Genomic DNA, 21,324 nt, shown 5'->3' with positions numbered 1-21,324 from the left:
GGCTGTTTTTAATCGAGAGATCTATGCCGCCAATATATATGTAGTTAATTCCCCTAATAAAGAATCAATAGAACCCTTATACTAAAGATGGCCATCGTGAGAGTTTGAACAGCAGCAGAACCATTAATTTATGGCCTGCTGCTGTTCAAATGATTGAATTGTACTTTCATATAATTCAATAAGCGGTAATATATTTTTTTTAATATCGAATTGTTTCAATACCAATTTCCTTAAATCCCTGCCTGTTTGAGCACCGGCATTTGATAGATGGAGGTTGCGTAAGTCCCGATAAAGAATGGCTTGGCTGCAAGTCTGTTTTGCAGCGTGATCCCCAAAGTAGCATTCCCAGGCTTGTTGAAAGTTTTTCTTATTCACTGCCCCAAAATATCCGAGATTTCCACAAGAAATAACGGGTCTTTCGCATGCCATTGCTTCCAAAGCAACCCTGCCCGTACCTACAACATAGTCTGCAAGTGCATAAAAGTCTTTCACATTCTTTTGTTCCCCAGTGAAATGAATGAATTCTTCTTTATATAAAGATTGGATGCTCGCCGCCACATTCTTAATATCCTTGAGCTGGCTGCCGTTACCGATGATGATTACATGAAGGTTGGGGATATCCTTTAATTTTAAATCCCTGCAAGCTTTGATTAAAAGCATGCAGATCTTTGCTTTATGCCGAGTTATCCTGCTGCAGTAAAGAATTACTTTTGCATTCAGGGGAATATTCATTTTTCTTCTTAATTCTAATGAAGGGGAAGGGGAAAAATCTGCTGTATCAATTCCATTTGCAATGACTGAAATATTCTTTGGGAAAAGTGGCTGAATATGTTTTTTTACCGGTTCACTAACTGCAACCGCAGCATCTGTAAACTGTAACACACTTTTTATATCCGATTTCTGGAAGTATGTCCCGTGCAGAGTGAAGACGAAGGGAATATTGGAGAGCTTAGCTGCCTTTGCAGAGAGGTAGCCGGATATAATCTGGTGCCCGTGCACTAGTGTAATCTGTTCTTTTCGTAACAATTCTACCAAGCTGTTCAATAATGGAGATTCCTCATTCGAGTTAATCGTTAATGTTTTAGGGAAATTCATTTGGTGAACTTTACATCCCGTTTCTCGTAACCGGCTAATCATGCTGCCTTTTCCAGTAACAACTGCTGTATATATTCCTCTAGACTGTAATTCCTTCACAAGACTCAATACATGCGTTTCCGTTCCGCTTACATCCATTGTATCTAACACCATCAGGACTCTTATGGATTTCATGATGCCTTACCTCTTTGGGAAAATTCATCCGATCCAGGAATTGAATGAAGCTTAATTTTATTTGATTTTAATGGTGAAAGTAACAATTTAATGTGGGAACCTGGCTCATTTATAAGTGCGCAACAATTAGTATCGTCCGCTTCAGAAAAACCTTTATTAATAGGAAGAGAATATTTTAAAAATGGGGATTTTGATTGTTCCATACATTCTGCTTTTAATGCAGACTCTTTGTGACATGAAGGGATTACAATGCCTATGTAATCCTTTTTTTGTTTGTTTGTCATAGTTATCACCTCAACCGTATCATATTCATTCATTAAAGAAATGGACATGATTTCGTAAAACCTTCAAAAAAAAGTAAAGGAATTTAAAAAAAGGTTGATTAGTCCAAGCCGAAAACATCAGTCATCAATATACTACTTTTGAAGCGATATAGAAGCAGCAGCAAATTGTCAAGATCCTCAAAGGAATCAAGTGGATCAAGGAATTCAAGGAGATCGAATCCAGGCAAAATATTCAGCAAAAATTCAATCGAAATTCATTTTCGGTTGGACATAAAAGGTTTCACATTCTCGGTCGACAACGAGTTCAGTGCTGCAGTAAAGATAAGGAAGGGGGGACCGTTGCAACAAGGAGAGAAGGGAAAGAAATGCGAGCATGGGGATGAAGGAAATAAGAAGAGAACCATGACGAAGGTAATAAAATAGACAATAAAAAAGGTGGTAAAAAAATGAACACTGAGAAGCAAAGTGAGAAGCAATGTAAAAAGAATAGTTGCGACTATCTTTACTATAAATGGCTTGTTGAAAATGGTCAAACAACACCAAGGACACCTGATACTTCAGGGGATCTGTACTATGATTTGAGAAGTGTTTTAGGAAGATTATTAGGAAGAACGGTAACTATTTCAACTGATTTAGCCCCGGTAACGGGAATATTAAGTTCAATTCAAACTGATTATATTGTAATTACTGAAACTGCAGGAACTGTAGTATTTGTTCCGTTCCGTGCCATCAATTCTGTTAGAGAGCCTATATAAGGGGGAGAATGCATTGTTAGCTAGTATTTTTTATGTACAATTAAGACATTACATTGGGAACACGGTCACAGTGGCAACGAGCAGTGATTTATTCGAGGGAGTGTTACATGAAGTAACTGATGATGTTTGCCGATTAACAGAAACGTCACCAGGTTATGAAGACAATCTAGATATCATAACCATTCCACTAAATCAAATAAATTATGTTCGCGTAAGTCACGCACAATAAGCTATATGAAGAAGCAGCCATCTATAAGGTGGCTGTTTCTTTTGAACGAGTAAAATGCATCGTTTCCCTACCTTTTATATTTCATAATCAGCCATTCCACTCGTAAATAAAAGGAACTGTGTTAATAAAGGTCGGGATCACCTATGATTCTTGATACTTCTAAACCAAACTCATGTCAAGACAGAGACATGAATTTGGTTTTTTCCTGTTTAAAAGGCAGTTATCTTATATGTAAATTAAAAGCGGAATTATATGTCATCAATAATAAGGTTATCACTATGAAACAATCATCCCTCATTCTCCAAGAAACGTGTTAAGTTTTGGATATATGTTGTGTAAATGGCGGAAAAGGTAGTCAATTATTTTTCAGTTTTGTACAATGATTAAATAGGAAATTTGAAAAGGAGTTTTAAAATGGAAGGCATTTCTGATCATTTAAAGGAAAATTTGGATATATTGTTCGTAGGTTTCAATCCAAGCATTCGTTCAGGCGAGACTGGCCATCATTATGCGAATCCAAACAACCGCTTTTGGAAAATCCTCTTCGAGTCCGGGCTGACACCAAGGAAATATGCCCCAACTGAAGACTCGTCATTACTGGAGTTAGGTTATGGGTTTACCAATATCGTTTCCAGGCCTACAAAAGGTGCGGAAGATATCACTAAAGAAGAGTACACAATAGGAAGGAATCAATTAAAAAGGAAAATTGAAAAGTATAAACCAAAACTTGTCTGTTTTGTAGGCAAGGGTGTTTATCAGGAATACCGTCAATTACGAAAAATCTCTTGGGGGCTGCAAGAAGAACCTTCATCGAATAAATCCATGGAATTCGTTGCCCCTTCCTCCAGCGGCTTAGTTAGAATGCCGATAGATGAGATCATCGAAATATATAGTGAGTTGCCACTTCTGCTTGGCAAGCTGAAAAGCAATTGAAGGAAATTATTAATATAAGGGTGGATTGGAAAAGCGATGGCTTTTCCAATTATGGGGAATGCTTTGAGCAAGGAGTAATGTATCGGTTTCGCTGTAGGGGTAATCGAAAAATACATCAGGATTAAGCATAATTGAAGCGGCACTAATGTCGCTTTTTTCTCTATGCAGGCTCTGGACAATTCATAGCGGCAGGGATGATAGCTGCTAGTCATCCAGTCTCGTCCATGATTTTTACGATTTTTTTGTTAACAGTCGTCATCTATTGCTGCATTGGCTCCGTAATTCAGGCAGCAAGGTTTGAAACAATACCTGATAACTTGGAGCCTTACTATCTGAAGAAACGTTTGGAGTGGCCGTCACAACGGCACAGCAGAGGAAACAGCTTGATTTTAAATGGATGCTAGGTCTGAATCTGGAGCCTATTTAAATTGGTTACTACCAAATATGCCGGCGGTTCTTTGCGCCAATGGGTTTCAAATCCCGAGAAAAATATGGGATGGATTTCTCCCTGACAGCCATGTTCATCGGCCTTTATAGTTTTGTGAATATTGAGTAAAAAAACTTTTTATAGATCTTGCAGTCGATTTTAGCAGCGTATTAATCGATGTTGCAGTAGGTTTCTTCTTTCCTGGCAGTACTGGCGTCATAGTTGCAAAGGTAATAGCTTCAGCGATGAGGATTGACAGATGGAAATAAGCGGGTATAGCCTTGCCCCCATCCTTGGCGCATCAATTGTGCGGAACAGGTCTTTTCAATTAAGGGTAATGCTTTATAATTGGCCGCAGCTTTTACCAGCTTTCCTGGTTGCGATGTTTACGAGATGTCTATTGGGTACGGTAATGATTGGCGTGCTTTCATTGATGATATTGCGATTATTCTTTTAATAACTACTAAACATTTGAATGATAGGCCGATATAACCAGTAATGGATTGCCATTACTGGGTTTTTATTTTCCAAAGAACGTATTTCATAACGGCAACTTCATTACGGTTAGGCAAATGACGCTTTTTTAATGAACATTGGAAGCTTGATTATCAAAAAGGGCAGTGATTACATAAACTATGGTGAATGAACTTCTGAAAAAGTCGTTTTGGATAACTGAATTGAAAGCGCTTTTAATTGAAAAATGAAACAACCAACGTTTAGAAAATGGGAGTCTGTCAACAATGGGAATAAGCAAATAACTATGGAGGTGTTCAATTAATGAATGTAAATGGTGCCCTAGAGGTTCTTGATCGGATGCGGCTTCCTAATGGCGCATATACTGCAAGTATTTCCGATGATTATAATTATGTCTGGATAAGGGATGTCGTTTATACAGTAATACCTTTTATAAATGATCCGTCCAGTCGTTATGAGAAAGCATATCATGCTTTATTCGACTTATTTCAATCCTATGAGTGGAAGATAGATATTCATACGGAACAGAAACCCCAGTTTCTATTTGAACATATCCATGCACGGTATTCCACTGAGCTTAAAGAACTGCCCGATGAGTGGGGCCATGCCCAAAATGATGCGATAGGTGCCTTTTTATGGGGTGTCGGTGAAGGATATAGGCATGGGAAAAAGGTGATAAGAAACCAACGTGATTTAAAGATCGTTCAAAAGTTGGTCAGTTACTTGGAATGCCTGCAATATTGGCAAGCGGAAGATAACGGGATGTGGGAAGAGAATATCGAAATCCATGCTTCAAGCATAGGGGCATGTGTTGCTGGTTTGAATTCAGTCAAAATGCTGGTCAACGTCAAGGAAGAACTGATTAAAAAAGGAGAAGAAACTCTTCGTTTCCTGCTTCCAAGGGAAAGTTATTCAAAAGAGACGGATTTAGCCCTTTTATCCTTAATTTATCCTTATCGTCTGGTAGACCGTGAAATAGCGCTTAAAATATTGAAGAATGTCACAGAGCGCCTAGAAAGAACAAAAGGTTGCATTAGATATGAAAATGACCTTTATTATAATGACGGTCAAGAAGCGGAATGGTGTTTCGGGCTTCCATGGCTGGGCTTATGCTACCTTGAACTTGGCATGATGAACAAAGTTAAGGAGTATATAGATAAAACGAAAATGATCATACCGGAAAATTGGGAAGTTCCCGAGTTATATATAGGAGGCAGTAATGTACCAAACAGGAATACTCCTTTGGCATGGTCAGTCTCATTATCCTATTTATTCTTGACGAAGACTCACAGTATTCGAACTGAACAAATAACATGAAGCATTCATACTTGATACCTTAAAGCTCTTCCTGAAAAATGGGAAGAGTTTTTATTGGTATAATAATATTTTTACAATAAATGACTATTTTTCGCAAAAAAATGTTTTATTTATCAAAAAAACGGGCATTTATTACAATAACTTCACCTCCATTTGAAGGATTAATACCATTTTTACCGAATATATATAATAACTGGGGAAGGATGGGTAAAATACTATCGAGTTAATACTGATGGAGGGGTTTTATTGAGTACAATTATGGACCAGCTGCAAGAGAATTATCCAAGCGATTTCGATTTATATTTGTTTCATGAAGGCACCCTTTATGAAAGCTATAAGATGCTTGGGGCACACATTGTGACATCATTAGGTAATGAAGGAGTAAGGTTTGCCGTTTGGGCCCCCCATGCGAAGCAAGTTTCAGTAGTCGGTAATTTTAATAATTGGGACGGAAAAGATCATGCGATGAAACGGATCGAGCGTTCAGGTATCTGGGTGTTGTTCGTACCAGGGCTACAAGAAGGGGAACTCTATAAATATGAAATACATACACCTGGAAATAAACGTATCCTAAAAGCCGATCCATATGCCTTTTATTCGGAAGTCAGACCAAATACAGCCTCGGTCATTAAAAAGCTGGATAATTTTGAATGGCAAGATTCGAAGTGGATAGCCGATAGGAAAAAGGAAAACATTTATCATAAACCCATGTCCATTTATGAAGTGCACCCAGGAACATGGAAACAGAAAGAAGATGGCGAATTTTATACGTACCGTGAATTGGCTGATAGATTAGTTGATTATGTGATTGATAATAGTTTTACACATATTGAAATCATGGCTATAATGGAACACCCATTTGATAAATCGTGGGGATATCAGGTCACGGGCTATTATTCGGTAACCAGTCGGTACGGTTCACCTGAAGATTTTAAATATTTAATTAACCTTTGCCACCAAAAGGGCATAGGTGTGATCCTTGACTGGGTTCCCGCCCATTTTTGTAAAGACGCACATGGACTTTCCCGTTTCGATGGTACGCCTCTCTATGAACCAATTGAACACACTAGAGCAGATCGCCCGTTATGGGGGACATACAATTTTGATTTTACCAAACCGGAAGTAATCAGTTTCCTTATTTCAAATGTTATGTTTTGGATGGATGTATACCATATAGATGGGATCCGTGTCGATGCGGTATCGTCCATGGTTTATCTTAATCATGATAATCCGTTGCCGGTCAAGCTGAAAAACCAGTTTGGCGGTGAGGAAAACCTTGAAGCCATACAGTTTTTGCAAAAACTTAACGAAGTGGTTTTCAAAAAATATCCCAATGCATTAATGATGGCTGAAGAAGCAACAGACCGGCCGCTCATTACTTCTCCTACCGATATAGGCGGACTGGGCTTTAATTATAAATGGAATATGGGATGGACTAACGATATCCTTCGTTATATGAAACTTGAAACACATGAAAGGCCATATCATCATAACCTCTTAACATTTTCATTTTTCTATGCTTTTTCAGAAAATTTCGTCTTGCCCTTTTCACATGATGAAGTGGTTCATGGCAAGAAGTCATTATTGAATAAGATGCCAGGTGACTACTGGCAGAAGTTTGCAAATTTACGGTTGCTCTTTGGGTATTTCATGACGCATCCTGGAAAGAAGCTTCTATTTATGGGCAGTGAATTTGGCCAATTCATAGAATGGAAAGATGAGGAACAATTGGATTGGCTGCTTTTGGAATATGAATCACACGACACGCTGGCCTATTACTTCCGTACTCTCCAGGATTTTTATAGGCAAACTTCCTCTTTATGGAGATTGGATCATGACCCGGAAGGTTTTGAATGGATAGATCCGAACAATAGTAATCAGAGTGTCATTACCTTTATAAGAAAAGGTAAACGGAAAGGCGACTATTGCATCGTTGTCTGTAATTTTTCTGCGCAGGCTCATGCTCAATATCAAATAGGTGTACCATCCCAAGGCAAATATATAGAGGTTTTCAGCAGTGATTCAGCAGCTTTCGGTGGATCGGGTCAGATCAATGAAGAACCCATTAATGTCAAAAAGGAACCATACCATAATCAACCATACAGCATGGAAATAACTGTACCTCCATTAGGCATTTCTATTTTTATGAAGCAAACAAAAAAAAGGCGGGGGAGAGTGAACGAATAATGGGAGCAAAAAAATGGATAGCAATGTTATTGGCAGGAGGCCAGGGTTCAAGGTTAGGTGAATTGACAATCGGTTTGGCAAAACCAGCTGTTCCCTTTGGCGGTAAATATAGAATCATCGATTTTCCATTAAGTAACTGCACTCATTCTGGTATTGATACGGTTGGGGTACTGACCCAATACCAGCCATTGATTCTAAATGATTATGTTGGTAATGGCAAAGCTTGGGACCTTGATCTTGATGTTGGCGGAGTTTCCGTACTTCCTCCTTATCAAGGTAAAGAAGGCGGTGAATGGTATAAAGGGACGGCAAATGCTGTTTATCAAAATATCCAATACATTGATAACTATGATCCGGAACATGTATTGATTCTCTCTGGTGACCATATTTACAAGATGGATTACAGTAAGATGCTGGATTATCACATCGAAAAAAATGCCGAGGCTACCATAGCTGTCATTCAAGTGCCATGGCAGGAAGCAAGTCGTTTCGGAATCATGAATACCAATGATGATGATAAAGTCACTCAATTCGATGAAAAACCAAAGTATCCAAAGAGTAATCTTGCTTCCATGGGAGTTTACCTTTTCAATTGGAAAACCTTAAGACGGTATTTAATAAATGATGAAAAAGATGAAAATTCATCCAATGATTTCGGCAGCAACATCATTCCAAAGATGCTTGAAGACCGAAAAAAGCTATTTGCCTATCGTTTTAATGATTATTGGAAAGATGTTGGAACGGTCGAAAGCCTTTGGCAGGCCCATATGGACTTATTGGAGGATACGCCAAATTTCCAGTTGGATGATCAGCAATGGAAAATTTTTGCCCGCAATGCAAATCACCCGCCGCAATATATATCACCGGATGCCAAGGTCAGTCAGTCGCTTATCAATGAAGGGTGCATGATTCATGGGAACATTGAACATTCGGTTTTATCCTATAATGTACAGGTGGGCTACGGGTCAACCATAAAAGATTCAGTCATCATGCCTAATGTTACGATTGGTGAAAACGTTCATATAGAAAGAAGCATCATAGCCAGCAATTGTGTTATTGAAGATGGTGCCATAGTTGGCAATTCAGCGGTTACATCCGATATAACCTTAATTGGTGAAAATCAGACCATTATCAATCCAAACAAAAAAAAGATCACTCTTAACTAGAAAAAGGGGAAGATGCTATGGAAAATGTGTTGGGTATTATTAACTTAATCAATGAAAGACAACATTTAAAAGATCTGACTGCTCACCGTAATGTAGCATCCGTGCCATTTGGTGGACGCTACCGTTTGATTGACTTTACGATGTCGAATCTCATTAATGCAGATGTATCAAAAGTAGCCGTTTTTCCAAAAGAAAAGTATCTTTCAGTTATGGATCATCTTGGCTCAGGTAAAGAATGGAACTTGGATCGGCGTTCAGGAGGCTTATACATCTTGCCCCCTATCCACCCGGATGAAACGGTAACAGGCGATATGAAGCAATTTTATGATCACCTCAGCTTTTTCGAACGTGCAGAGGCAGATACTGTCATCATTTCCCCTGGCAGCCATGTATGCAAATTGGATTTTAATGAAGTGCTTGATTATCACAAAAAACATAAAGCGGATATCACGGTCGTATATAAGGATTATGTAGGGGAATTGATTGAAAAACCAATCTATCACACCTGCTCGGTAGATTCGGATGAAGACATTACTGACATTAGCTTTTATACGATCCCTAGACCTGGTGACCATGTTTGTCTGGAAACTTTCATCATAAGTAAAACGCTATTGGTGAATTTGATCAAAAGCTGTGTTGCGAGTGGGGAATATGACTTTTTGAAAGACGCCGTGAAAGCCAATCTTCATCGTTTTACCGTCAAAGGCTACAATTTTACTGGAGATATGCCATTCATTCATTCCATTGAAAGCTTTCATTCCAGTAATATGAATTTCCTGAACCCTTCGGTAATCCGTTCTTTCTTCGGGGATACTTGGGATGTTTATACGAAAATCAAACATGAGGCACCGACCAAATATTCAAGTTCTTCGAAGGTTACCAATTCATTGATAGCCAACGGTTGTGATATTGAAGGGACTGTGGAAAACAGTATACTCTTCCGTGGGGTAAAGGTGAAAAAGGGAGCGATAATAAGAAACAGCATCATCATGCAAAAAGGCGTGATTGAAGAAGGAGCCATCGTTGAAAATATCATAACTGATAAAGAAGTGAGAATTACTAGTGAAAAATCAGTTATTGGTTTAAAACAGCCTACTGTAATAAAAAAAGCGGAAGTAATTTAATAGAGGAGGTGCGGCAATGAATATTGTATTTGCTGCTTCAGAATGCGCCCCTTTTATAAAAACGGGAGGGCTCGGAGACGTTATAGGCGCGCTCCCGAAAGCGCTGAAAAAACAGGGAGTCCATGTAAGTGTCATCCTTCCTAAATACGGGGATCTTCCTAACCGATTCAAACAGGAATTGGAACATATGACGAGTATTGAAGTTCCTGTTGGTTGGCGCCAGCAATTTTGCGGCATCGAAAAACTTGTTGCTAACGGAATTACATATTATTTTCTGGATAATGAATATTATTTCAAAAGGCATGGTAGTTATGGTTTCTTCGATGATGGCGAAAGGTTCGCCTTCTTTTCCCGTGCAATTTTAGAGGCTTTACCCTATTTAGAAGAAAAACCGGATGTTATACACTGCCATGATTGGCAAACGGGCCTTGTCAGCGTTTTGATGAAAGCCCATTATCATAACCATCCGTTCTATCAGGATATTAAAACGATATTTACGATACATAATTTACGCTATCAAGGAGTTTATCCTAAAGCTGTATTAGCTGAATTACTCGATTTGAGTGAGTTATATTTTAATATCGATGGTCTTGAATTTCATGGGAATGTAAGTTATTTGAAAGCCGGCCTAGCTTTTTCTAACATAGTCACAACTGTAAGCCCAAGTTATGCGGAAGAAATTCAGATTCCTTATTTCGGGGAAAATCTGGATGGATTTTTACGTAAGAGAAAAGGTGAGCTTAAAGGAATTATCAACGGAATCGATTATGAGGAATATAATCCTGCGGCAGATGAACATCTTGCTGTTCCATTCGATTCTTATGAGGGTAAGATGGAGAATAAACGTCAGCTACAGGAATCGCTGGGTCTTCCTGTCAATGATGACGTACCGGTTTTATCAATGGTAACGAGGCTTGTTGATCAAAAAGGAATAGATCTTGTTCTTCATGTTTTTCATGAAATGATGAACCAAGGAGTTCAATTCATTCTTTTAGGTACGGGTGAAGAGCAATATGAATCAGCATTTCGTCATTTAGCTGACCAATATCCAAATCAGGTTTCAGTCCATACATATTTTGATGAGGGGTTGGCAAGAAGGATTTATGCAGGTTCTGATTTATTCCTGATGCCGTCACAATTCGAACCATGTGGTATCGGCCAACTCTTGGCACTGCGTTATGGTACACTGCCTTTAGTGAGGGAAACTGGCGGACTTCGTGATACGGTCATACCGTATAACCAATTTACTGGTGAAGGCAATGGCTTCAGTTTTACGAATTATAATGCACACGATATGCTCCATACAATTGAGCAATCTGTTGGTCTGTACAAATTCCAGCCGAAAAGATGGAGGAAAATGGCCGAAAATGCAATGAAGTTAGACTTCAGTTGGAAATCATCCTCATTAAAGTATATGGAGCTGTATGAAAGTTTGATTCCTGTCATGAAGTGATAATTGGATAGGTAATACACAAAGCACTTGCGAACATTGTTTTCGTAAGTGTTTTGTTTCTTTTACCATCAAATATGGGTATATGTAATTTATATATAAAATATTGCTGTGTAGGAGAATGAAAAGATGAAAAGAAGAAGGATGGAAATTGTATTTTTATTTATTTTAATTGCTTCAGTTTATATGATCCTGTTCACTCATGTTAGCTTCGACGTGAAGCTATTTTTTATTGGATTATATATTTTGGTCATGTTTATTACCCTATTTTCACTCATGCTCGAAAATAGATTTGCCCACGAGACACTTTTATGGATGTATGTGCTTTTGTTTTTTCCGGTATTTGGATATGTGTTTTATCTATTCTCAGGTCAGCTCTATTTAAAGGGGTATTTATTCCGAAGTAAAAGGAAAAAAGATCGAGAAGAATGGAAGAGTCTTGTTACACGGGTATCCTCTCCAGATTTATCGTTCTTGAATGATCATCAGCAATCATTCGCAGCTTTTGCCAAAAATGCATCTGAGACCACCATTAGTACATCATCGAAAACGGAAGTATTGAAAAATGGCAATGAAACGTTTACAGAAATCATAAAACAGTTAAAAAAAGCTGAAAAGTTCATTCATATAGAATATTATATTTTTCGTTCCGACAGGCTTGGTACTGAAATTATAGATATCCTTATTGAAAAAGCGAAAAATGGTGTTGAAGTTTTATTCATTTTTGATGCTGCCGGTAGTTTAAGCCTTTCAAATAATGAAGTTAAACGGATGAAAAATGCAGGGATAAAGGCTTATCCATTTTCACCATTGAAACATGGTTTTTTTAATCAAAAGTTTAATTTTAGGAATCACCGGAAAATAATCATCATTGATGGGGAAGTTGGCTTTGTAGGAGGTTTAAACGTAGGAGAGGAATACTTAGGGCGAAATAAAACGATCGGATTTTGGAGAGATACACATATGGTCCTTAAAGGTGAAGCGGTATATATGCTTCATACTGTTTTCCTTTTGGATTGGGAATATGTCAGTGGGGAAGATGTATTAGAAGAGCGTCCAGAATTCAACAATATAGTGGAACAAGGGGATGGAGCTGTCCAGGTGGTGGCAAGCGGACCTGATACACAACAGGGAATCATGAGTGATTTTTACTATTCACTTATTACAAGCGCCACAAAATCAATCTGGATTGCAAGTCCATACTTCGTACCAAATCAAGCGATTAAAGCAGCAATTAAACATGCCGCAATTAAGGGGATACAAGTTAGGCTTATGGTTCCGGCAGTAAATGATGGGTTTTTAACCCAATACGGCAGTCGCTCCTATTTCGGGGAGCTGCTTCAATTCGGTGTAGAGGTATACACGTATAAAAAAGGTTTTCTACATCAGAAACTTATTATCGTAGATGGTGATATGGCTTCCATAGGGACGGCAAACATGGATATGAGGAGCTTTCACCTGAATTTTGAAGTGAATGTCTTTCTAATGGGCAGCCGTTCCATCGAAGATCTCATCACTCACTACAAAGAGGATATGATGGATAGTGACAAACTAGATCCTATTAGATATAACAATCGGGGTTTGCTGGAACGTTCAAAAGAATCATTTGCCAGATTGTTTTCGAATGTACTCTAATGGGAAAAACAGCAGATAAATAGTATAGTTGAAATGTAAAGAAATTAATTGGCCATAAGGAGAATTTAAGAGAATATGAAATTGGTTTCCTGGAATGTGAATGGAATTAGAGCTTGTGTTAAAAAAGGATTTTTAGATTACTTTAAAGATGTGGATGCAGATATTTTTTGCCTTCAAGAAACTAAGCTTCAAGAAGGGCAGATTACACTTGAATTGGAAGGGTACCATCAATATTGGAATTATGCACTGAAAAAAGGATATTCAGGTACAGCCATTTTCACGAAGGAAAAACCGCTTTCAGTGAAATATGGTGTAGGGGAGCTGGACGAGGAGCCGGAGGGCAGGATCATAACACTGGAATTCGAAAAATTCTATATGGTGAACGTTTATACCCCCAATGCAAAAAGGGATTTATCAAGGCTTGATTATCGTCTTGAATGGGAAGATGGGATGATAGATTATCTTAGTGAACTGGACTTGGTGAAGCCGGTTATCTTTTGTGGGGACCTCAATGTTGCACATCAGGAGATCGACTTGAAAAACCCAAAATCCAATATTGGGAATTCCGGTTTCACTAATGAAGAGCGTGGAAAGATGACTGAATTACTTGATGCAGGGTTTATCGATACATTTCGCCATTTTTATCCAGACCAGGAAGGTGCTTACTCTTGGTGGTCATATATGGCAAAAGTTAGGGAGCGGAATATAGGATGGAGAATCGATTATTTCATTGTTTCAAAACGTCTGGCGGAATATTTAAAAGAGGCTAATATTCACTGTGATGTCATGGGCAGCGATCATTGCCCGGTCGTCTTGGAAACAAACCTCTAAATGGAATAAATTCGGTTAAATGGGGATACTAATGGTTATCCATATTCAACAGGAGGTTTGATTATGAACACATTTATCGTGGGCTTTCATCAAGAAGATAATGTAGACAGCATGCAAGTGCAAAAATTGACGGCGGCTGAGTTTGAAAAAGCAACATCACGCGGTTTTCGCAGACTATTTGAACTGGATACAAATATTGGATATTTTGTATTTTTTGATGCTGAAGATGATGAGGGTGATTTATCTCATCTAGTTTTACAGTATGAAGAAGATAATCAGGATCCAAGTGATTGTTACTCTTTTACTAAAAATGATTTTTATGAGTTCATGGCACTTTATTTACAAGGCATGGATGAAGTGGAAGTGGAAGATGAAGAAGATGATGACAATGAAGAGTATGGACCAATCCATCATCTTGCCCATTTGATGTTTCATATTGTTGAAGAAGGAAAATCCGTTAAGCCTTAACGGTCGATTAATGAGATGAAAGGTACTTGTGAGCTTTGTGACAGGGGTGAGATAGAACTGACCATCCATCATTTAACACCTAGAGAATTAGGTGGCAGCCATTTACCCATTGCCTATCTCTGTAAACCTTGTCACAAACAGATTCACGCACTGTATTCAAACCGAGAACTGGCCATCCGACTATATACCGTGCTTTTGTTAAAAGATGATGAAGCATTAAAAAAATACTTAAAGTGGATCAAAAAACAGCCGGTAACGAGGGCAGTGAAGATTAGAAAATCAAAAACGAAATAATGCAAAAGCCCATCTTAAAAAGATGGGCTTTTGCATTACATTCAGCTTGCTTTATTTTTCAACCGGTCCAATAAAAAACCACCTTTAAAATAACGTGGTTCATATGAAATGATGAAAGCCTTAGGTTCGTACTTTTCAACGGTTGCTATCAATTCTTGTTCCCGATTGCGTTTTGTCAAAATTTCCATCCGATAACGGTTGCTATCCCGGCCTTCGCCCGTATAAAGAGTCACACCAAATCCGTTGTTCCTCAATGTATCTACCAACTGTTCATTTTTGGTTTGAGTATTTACGGTTACATTAATAAAACCGATGGCAAGTTTTTGCTCAATTTTCGTACCAAAAATTATTCCGATTCCAAAACCGACTGCATATACAACCATGGCGAGTATGCTTTGGTCACCGCCAAATACTAGGGATAATCCAAAAACGTATATTAACATTTCTGCGATACCCAGTATCGAGGCAAGTATGGTAATATTTTTTACTAAGAAAATGGTTCGCAACGTATAAATCGGAACATAAATAAGTTGTAATAGTAGAATCAGAAGTATTTCTTTCAATTGAGCACCTCACCAACATCTTCCAGTTTGATTAGACGTTTCAACTAAGGAATTGTTCATTCCATAAGTAACATCTTCCATAATCTAACCACAACATAATAGGGGAATTCAATGGGGAATATTATGTATTTTTTGTGTCATTTCCATTGACACAGAATTAAAATCCCATAAGATTTTTGAATATTCATTTTTTGATTAATTTGGTATCATTATCCTTATTAATTCATATGGGGGAATGATGATGTTTAATTATGATGGTAGGATTTTCAAAGCTTTAGTCAATTCTGAAAATGGAGAAGTATCAGGAAATACTTCCTTCCACTATTCACAAGAAGGCTCAATTCTTTCAGCAAGTTATCATGGTGGAGAGATTGTTAAAGGAACTTTAATAGGGCTTGTCAATATGGATGGTTCCTTAGAATTCAGGTATAATCATATCAATGAAAAAGGTGAAATTAGAGGAGGCAGCTGTCTTTCCACTCCTGAATTATTGCCAGATGGTAGGATACGCTTGCATGAAAAATGGAAATGGTCAGATCTAGAACAGACTGAAGGACACTCCATCATTGAAGAAGTGAAAAAATAACAATCTACATAGAAGGGTTTGAGGACAATTACTACTATCTGTTTAGTGCGGCATGGTCAAACAGATTGGAATGCACTAGGGAAACTGCAGGGGCAGACTGATATTCCTTTAAATGAACTAGGAAGGATACAGGCACGGCAATGTGGTGAATTTTTGTCAAAAGAGGCTACTTGGGATGTGATTATCTCGAGCCCCCTAAAAAGGGCAAGGGAAACGGCAGATATCATTTCGCATTATATTGAAGTCCCGGTCATTGAAAAAATGGAATTCATTGAAAAGAACTTTGGCGTCGCTGAAGGAATGACAGCAGCTGAAAGGGCGTCAACATTCATTGATAAAGAATATCCTGGTCAGGAAAATCAGGAATCTTTACGAAGCAGGCTGATGAATGGACTTCAGGAAATTCTGAAGGAGTATCCTGAGAAGAAAGTTATCCTTGTTGCACATGGTGCAGTCATTCATTTTATTTTACGCTTGATGTCAAACGAGTCAATCGTATCAAATGAAATGCGCTTGTTCAATGCATGTTTGAGTACGATTAGATTTGAAGTCGATTCTTGGATAATTGATGATTTCAATCAAGTGAATCATTTATCCTAGTCCTATATTATTCAGTAGCTAATGAAGGAAAGTGGGATATCATGACTAATAAGACGGCATTGATTTTAGGCGCTACAGGTGTGGTAGGCACCCAGTTGGTTAAAGAAATGAGCAACAGCAATAAATATAGTGAAATCCATTTGCTGACAAGAAGGGAAATGAAATTCGCGGAGCCCAAGTGCACAGGACATGTTGTGGATTTCGATAATTTGTCCCAGTATGCCTATTTGTTCAATGTCACCGATGTTTTCATTTGTTTGGGTACAACGATCAAAAAGGCTAAATCGAAGGAAGCTTTTCGTAAAGTTGATTATGACTATATAATCGAAGCAGCTAAAATGGCGAAGACATCCAATGTTGAAAAATTACTCGTCATAACGGCCATGGGCGCCAATTCCAAATCAAAGTTTTTTTACAGTCGTGTTAAGGGAGATGTGGAAGAAACACTACAACACCTGGAATTGAATACTGTACATATATTCCGCCCTTCCTTACTTCTTGGAGAACGCGAGGAATTCAGGGCAGGTGAAAAGATTTCTGGGCTGTTAAGCAATTTTGCTAAATTTGTCTTTGTAGGCCCTTTACGCCCATATCGTGCAATAGAAGCAAACAAAGTAGCTGCTGCAATGTACGCTGCTGCCCAAACGACGGCAAAAGGATATCATTTTTATAATTCTGATGAAATAGAGAAACTTGCACAAAGGGTTAATTAGTGAAACGAGCCTGCAAAAGGCTCGTTTTTTAATCTAATACGCTTAAAAGGAAAAAGAACGGATGACCTTTTGCTACTGTAAAAAGGTAGTGGAGTGTAATAGAGGCAGTTAACCAGAAGAAAAAGCAAGGCCAAAAGATTTTTTAATATCAATTAAAGTCAATCTAGAGAAATCCTTGATACTAATCTTCCAGATGAAACTTGATTGTAACAGTGATATCCACTACAATTTGTAGTGGGAGGTGGTAAAGGATGAATATTAAAAATTTTAAATATGATGAAGTTGGACTGAATCGTTTCTTTGGTCCATTGGAAGCTAATATCATGGAATATTTATGGGATAAAGATGAACAGAGCATCAAAGCGGTTCAGCAATCATTGGAACTTGACAAACCTATCAATTTCAACACAGTAATGACCGTAATGAATCGTTTAGTCGAAAAAGGCATACTTGAAAAGAGGTCTGAAGGAAGGCTCTCATTATTTCGCCCGGTACAATCAAAAGCGGAGTTTTTAGAAGAGCAGTCAAAGAAACTGACTGAGAATTTGCTCGATGAATTTGGTGGAGCGGTCATAAGCCATATGCTGGATGCCATGAAAGACGCTGACCAAGGTTTAATTGAAAAATTGGAACAAAAAATCCAATCGTTAAAAAAGGATAAATTATAATGTGGAAGAGGAAGTCTTTTTTTGTGATAAGCCTGAGTCTTTTAATTGCCTGTGTAGTATGGTGCCAAATGGGAGCGTTTTTGGTACACATCTTTTTTGGTGTGAATATTAAAGCCAACTTTTTTAAATTTTGCTTTAGTCTATTCAAGGAAGATTCAGTATACTATTTTGTAGTCGTCACCCTGCTCAGTATAATAATATCCTATAGCATATTGAGCACCCTATTCAAAATTGCAGAGCAATATTTCTTATCCAGAAGGTTTAAACAAAAGCTTTTTCTTTCCAAAAATGTTGAAAAGACAAGGTTTATAAATGAAACATTCAACCGGGTCAACGATGATATCTTAGTTGTGAATGCTGATCAGCCTCTTGCGTTTACGCTTGGTTTTTGGCGGCCATTCATTGTGTTCAGTTCGGGTTTAATTAAATTATTGGATTTGGATGAACTAGAAGCGGTAGTAGAGCATGAAGCCTTTCACCAAAAAAAATATCATCCGCTGGTAATCTTTATTTTACAGTTGATATCGGATGCTTTATGGTTTGTCCCACTGACAAAATGGTGTCATAAAAATTACAAAATAATAAGTGAATTATCTGCCGACGAAAATGCGGTAAATAAAATGGGGACTGAATTAGGCATAAGTACTGCTTTGTTGAAGTTAATTAAACATGGTTACACTGATAAATCCTCGCCCGTCCTTGTCCACTTCTCCAATGAATCAGTTAACTATAGACTTCAGCAATTAATCGATCCCCATAAAAAAATTCCTTTGAGGGCTGAAACTGCTACGATTTTTGTTTCTATTTATGTTTTACTTATACTTTTGGGAATGACTATAGTGATTGTCTGATGACTTTCACTTGATTTTTTTACCACATTACACTACACTTTGTAGTGTAAAATAAAAAAAGGAGATGTGACATGAATAAACAAGAGATCGGTACCTTTTTATTAAGAGTTATGTTGGGAATTTCATTTTTGTTACATGGATTGTCAAAATTCCAAGGTGGATTGGAGAACACTTCTGGATGGTTTCAAAGTATAGGCATTCCGGGATTTATGGCCTATGTAGTCGGTGTTATTGAATTGTTTGGAGGAATTGCTTTAATTTTAGGTCTTGGAACAAGAATAATATCTGCCCTCCTTGTATTCATCATGGCTGGTGCAATTGTTTATGTGAAATTCCCTGCAGGTTTTATGGGGAGTGGAGAAGCTTCAGGGTACGAACTGGATCTCGTTCTTATGATTATTGCACTTCATCTAGTTTTAAATGGAAGTCGATTCCTATCGATAGATTCTAAGTTACCTGCCCTTAAAAAGGGACAAGATTCAGAAATGAAAGCAAGTTAATAAAGATAAACAATATCACAGTGTTAAGTTTATAGCTCACCAAATTGAAACGAATAGACTAAAGTCAAAAAGGACCTAATCGAATAGGTCCTTTTTTTTGAGGGATCGATATTCTGTTGAAATGCACCAGAACCTTTGATTTTTTCTACTATTGTATGCAAATAATCGCTAAAGAAAATCGAGTCAGGTGTAATGGTATGGAATTTCAAAATTGGGCTATTGTGTTTTTCCCTTTGTAAAGGTTCTACATTCTCATTTCACTTATCTATTTTCTAAAAATAATGGACTTTAAAATGATGATGAATGTTGTTGCGAAGATTGTACTTGCTGAATAAATTAATAAATAGATATGATTGTGTATAATCCTTTTTCTTCCTATAACACAGCATATTATTAAGGAGGATTAATAATGAAAAAAGTTGAATTCAATACAGAATATTTGGAATTAATCGGAAATTTACCGGATTCTCTTGAGGAGTATCAGTTTTACCTTGGACTGAAAGAACGGAAAATTTATTATAATTATGATGTGGATACAACCATTGTCAATAAAATTGTTTATTGGATTCAAGAATGGAATCGAGAAGATGAAGAGTTAAATATTCCAATAGATAAAAGAAAGACAATACAAATTTATATAACATCTAATGGTGGAGATGTGGTGGCTGGTTTTTCTGCCATTGATGCAATTAAATCAAGTAAAACGAAAGTTGAAACCATTGGTGTAGGATCTTGTGTTTCTATGGGTGCGTTACTGTTGATTAGTGGACATTATAGGAAAGCATATCCCAATACAATAATTCTTATTCATGATGGAAGTATGTCTGTTCAATCAACTTCTAAGAAGGCTAAAAATACAATGAATTTCTATGATCGTTTAGATAATCGTATTAAGAAGTTTGTTGTGGAAAATACAAACATTTCAGAAGAATTGTATGCTGAAAAGGAAGATGAAGAATGGTACATGTTTGCAAATGACGAAGGTTTGAGTTTAGGAATTGTACATGAAATAATTTAATAGTTATAGTTAATTGGGAAGTAAAATTGGTTATAATTCTTGCTTGTTACTAAAGACATCATTCTATTATTTTTAGAAGAAAAACGTTAATTTTTTGGTTATATAGTTAAATCTGTGCTACAAACAATAAATCTCTTATTTTTTCAAGATTAATATATCAACATTCTATAGCTATTTTCCATCTTTTTTAGAACGTGAGAATTTAAACGAGATGCGTAACTTAAATAATAGTGGGATACAAATTTAGTCTGAGAGCCATTGGTCAACCAGGGGCAAATTAGTACGATTCTAAGCTACAAAAGATTAAAGACTAGACAAACTTTCAAAAAAATTGGGAATGAAAAGAACTGATAGTCAGGAATATATGACTGACTACTCAATATTTAAGTAAACTATGAAAGCTAAAATTAAGTAAACGTAATGTAGCCCCAAAATATACTACATAAGTGGTGTATTTCGGGACTACTTTTTGTTCGCTTCATTTTTTATTGGTACTCTGCATATGGAAGGCAAAGTGCAGGAGAGAAAATCTACCATGTACCGGGCGGGGAATTTTAAGACGAATCGGCTGCGGAAGAAAAAAGAATTGATTGGTCCATGAAATCCATCAGGTTCCTTTTTTAGTTAAGTACTGCAAATAGAGGAACACTGAAGGATTTTTCTATTAGTCCAGAAAAGAGATTCAAGAAATTCCATCTTAAACGTAATTAGGTGTCATGATCATTAGGCTTGATAAGGACCGTGGTTTCTCCTGCTTCTATAGCTTTTATGAATAACAAACAAAAAATAGATTTTTTTAATTCAAAAGCATCTGTTGGTGTTTAATCGAAGAAAATTCCAAGGTGAATGGTTCAGTGTTTTGTAACAATGTGGTCATGAACAAAAAAATACTTTAAGCTAGTTTAAACCAGTCTGTCACCTGAAAAATTGTTAGTATTCAAGTTTTTTTGACGAACACCTGTTCCTTGTTATAAAATACAAT

Annotated in this window: 23 protein-coding genes; 20 read left to right on the top strand and 3 right to left on the bottom strand. The window is 37.3% G+C overall.

All coding sequences use genetic code 11. The features are described from left to right. Window positions 1-123: 123 nt before the first annotated feature. Window positions 124-1,269, bottom strand: coding sequence for a glycosyltransferase (locus tag ABC374_RS12195; RefSeq protein WP_413018002.1), 1,146 nt, complete (start codon window positions 1,267-1,269; stop codon window positions 124-126). After that, the gene (locus tag ABC374_RS12190; RefSeq protein ID WP_413018000.1) at window positions 1,266-1,553 is read right to left on the bottom strand and encodes a hypothetical protein; all 288 of its coding nucleotides are present in this window, start codon (window positions 1,551-1,553) and stop codon (window positions 1,266-1,268) included. Before ABC374_RS12190 ends, ABC374_RS12195 begins: the two co-directional genes overlap by 4 nt. Window positions 1,554-1,999: 446 nt before the next feature. On the opposite strand from ABC374_RS12190, the gene ABC374_RS12185 reads away from it, so the two are divergent. The 13 genes from ABC374_RS12185 (at window position 2,000) to ABC374_RS12125 (ending at window position 14,843) form a co-directional block, all read left to right on the top strand. After that, complete coding sequence (locus ABC374_RS12185) at window positions 2,000-2,308, top strand: DUF2642 domain-containing protein (RefSeq protein ID WP_350298913.1); 309 nt, start codon at window positions 2,000-2,002, stop codon at window positions 2,306-2,308. A gap of 13 nt (window positions 2,309-2,321) precedes the next feature. After that, window positions 2,322-2,537, top strand: coding sequence for an LSm family protein (locus tag ABC374_RS12180; RefSeq protein ID WP_350298912.1), 216 nt, complete (start codon window positions 2,322-2,324; stop codon window positions 2,535-2,537). 414 nt (window positions 2,538-2,951) lie between these two features. Next, window positions 2,952-3,470, top strand: a complete 519-nt coding sequence (locus ABC374_RS12175) for a mismatch-specific DNA-glycosylase (protein WP_350298911.1) — start codon at window positions 2,952-2,954, stop codon at window positions 3,468-3,470. 686 nt (window positions 3,471-4,156) lie between these two features. After that, complete coding sequence (locus ABC374_RS12170; RefSeq protein WP_350298910.1) at window positions 4,157-4,354, top strand: hypothetical protein; 198 nt, start codon at window positions 4,157-4,159, stop codon at window positions 4,352-4,354. A 320-nt stretch (window positions 4,355-4,674) separates the two neighbouring features. Then, complete coding sequence (locus ABC374_RS12165; RefSeq protein ID WP_350298909.1) at window positions 4,675-5,688, top strand: glycoside hydrolase family 15 protein; 1,014 nt, start codon at window positions 4,675-4,677, stop codon at window positions 5,686-5,688. A 258-nt stretch (window positions 5,689-5,946) separates the two neighbouring features. Continuing rightward, complete coding sequence (gene glgB / locus ABC374_RS12160) at window positions 5,947-7,875, top strand: 1,4-alpha-glucan branching protein GlgB (protein WP_413020331.1); 1,929 nt, start codon at window positions 5,947-5,949, stop codon at window positions 7,873-7,875. Then, window positions 7,875-9,041 carry a glucose-1-phosphate adenylyltransferase gene (locus tag ABC374_RS12155; protein ID WP_413017997.1) on the top strand — a complete coding sequence of 389 codons (1,167 nt, stop codon included), beginning with the start codon at window positions 7,875-7,877 and terminating at the stop codon, window positions 9,039-9,041. Before glgB ends, ABC374_RS12155 begins: the two co-directional genes overlap by 1 nt. A gap of 17 nt (window positions 9,042-9,058) precedes the next feature. Continuing rightward, window positions 9,059-10,165, top strand: a complete 1,107-nt coding sequence (gene glgD, locus ABC374_RS12150; RefSeq protein WP_350298907.1) for a glucose-1-phosphate adenylyltransferase subunit GlgD — start codon at window positions 9,059-9,061, stop codon at window positions 10,163-10,165. Between the two features lie 16 nt (window positions 10,166-10,181). After that, the gene (gene glgA / locus ABC374_RS12145; protein WP_413017995.1) at window positions 10,182-11,618 is read left to right on the top strand and encodes a glycogen synthase GlgA; all 1,437 of its coding nucleotides are present in this window, start codon (window positions 10,182-10,184) and stop codon (window positions 11,616-11,618) included. 126 nt (window positions 11,619-11,744) lie between these two features. Next, the gene (gene cls / locus ABC374_RS12140) at window positions 11,745-13,250 is read left to right on the top strand and encodes a cardiolipin synthase (RefSeq protein ID WP_413017993.1); all 1,506 of its coding nucleotides are present in this window, start codon (window positions 11,745-11,747) and stop codon (window positions 13,248-13,250) included. A 75-nt stretch (window positions 13,251-13,325) separates the two neighbouring features. Further along, entirely contained in the window at window positions 13,326-14,081 is a 756-nt protein-coding gene (locus ABC374_RS12135) for an exodeoxyribonuclease III (protein ID WP_413017991.1), read from the top strand. Window positions 14,082-14,144: 63 nt separating this feature from the next. Further along, window positions 14,145-14,549, top strand: a complete 405-nt coding sequence (locus tag ABC374_RS12130; RefSeq protein ID WP_241594546.1) for a cytosolic protein — start codon at window positions 14,145-14,147, stop codon at window positions 14,547-14,549. Between the two features lie 15 nt (window positions 14,550-14,564). Continuing rightward, window positions 14,565-14,843: an HNH endonuclease gene (locus ABC374_RS12125; RefSeq protein ID WP_413017989.1), complete on the top strand. Its 279-nt coding sequence runs from the start codon at window positions 14,565-14,567 to the stop codon at window positions 14,841-14,843. Between the two features lie 41 nt (window positions 14,844-14,884). On the opposite strand, the gene ABC374_RS12120 is transcribed toward ABC374_RS12125, so the two are convergent. Continuing rightward, entirely contained in the window at window positions 14,885-15,406 is a 522-nt protein-coding gene (locus ABC374_RS12120; protein WP_350298901.1) for a DUF2179 domain-containing protein, read from the bottom strand. A gap of 235 nt (window positions 15,407-15,641) precedes the next feature. On the opposite strand from ABC374_RS12120, the gene ABC374_RS12115 reads away from it, so the two are divergent. From ABC374_RS12115 to ABC374_RS12085, 7 genes are all read left to right on the top strand, one after another. Beyond that, a complete protein-coding gene (locus ABC374_RS12115) occupies window positions 15,642-15,992 on the top strand; it encodes an avidin-fold protein (RefSeq protein WP_413017986.1) in 351 nt (116 codons plus the stop codon). A gap of 27 nt (window positions 15,993-16,019) precedes the next feature. Continuing rightward, window positions 16,020-16,592: a histidine phosphatase family protein gene (locus tag ABC374_RS12110; protein WP_413020330.1), complete on the top strand. Its 573-nt coding sequence runs from the start codon at window positions 16,020-16,022 to the stop codon at window positions 16,590-16,592. Between the two features lie 41 nt (window positions 16,593-16,633). Continuing rightward, window positions 16,634-17,305, top strand: a complete 672-nt coding sequence (locus tag ABC374_RS12105; protein ID WP_413017984.1) for an NAD(P)H-binding protein — start codon at window positions 16,634-16,636, stop codon at window positions 17,303-17,305. A gap of 251 nt (window positions 17,306-17,556) precedes the next feature. Continuing rightward, window positions 17,557-17,973: a BlaI/MecI/CopY family transcriptional regulator gene (locus ABC374_RS12100; RefSeq protein ID WP_101225362.1), complete on the top strand. Its 417-nt coding sequence runs from the start codon at window positions 17,557-17,559 to the stop codon at window positions 17,971-17,973. Window positions 17,974-17,996: 23 nt separating this feature from the next. Further along, a complete protein-coding gene (locus ABC374_RS12095) occupies window positions 17,997-18,824 on the top strand; it encodes a M56 family metallopeptidase (RefSeq protein WP_413017982.1) in 828 nt (275 codons plus the stop codon). 71 nt (window positions 18,825-18,895) lie between these two features. Beyond that, a complete protein-coding gene (locus ABC374_RS12090) occupies window positions 18,896-19,324 on the top strand; it encodes a DoxX family protein (protein ID WP_133346561.1) in 429 nt (142 codons plus the stop codon). 409 nt (window positions 19,325-19,733) lie between these two features. Then, on the top strand, window positions 19,734-20,342 hold the full coding sequence (locus ABC374_RS12085; protein ID WP_413017979.1) for a ClpP family protease: 609 nt from the start codon (window positions 19,734-19,736) through the stop codon (window positions 20,340-20,342). Window positions 20,343-21,324 lie beyond the last annotated feature (982 nt).

The organism is Peribacillus phoenicis (genome assembly GCF_047238085.1).
Lineage (GTDB): Bacteria > Bacillota > Bacilli > Bacillales > DSM-1321 > Peribacillus.
Note: the sequence above shows the minus strand (reverse complement) of the source record. Positions and strands in the feature narration are given on the sequence as shown.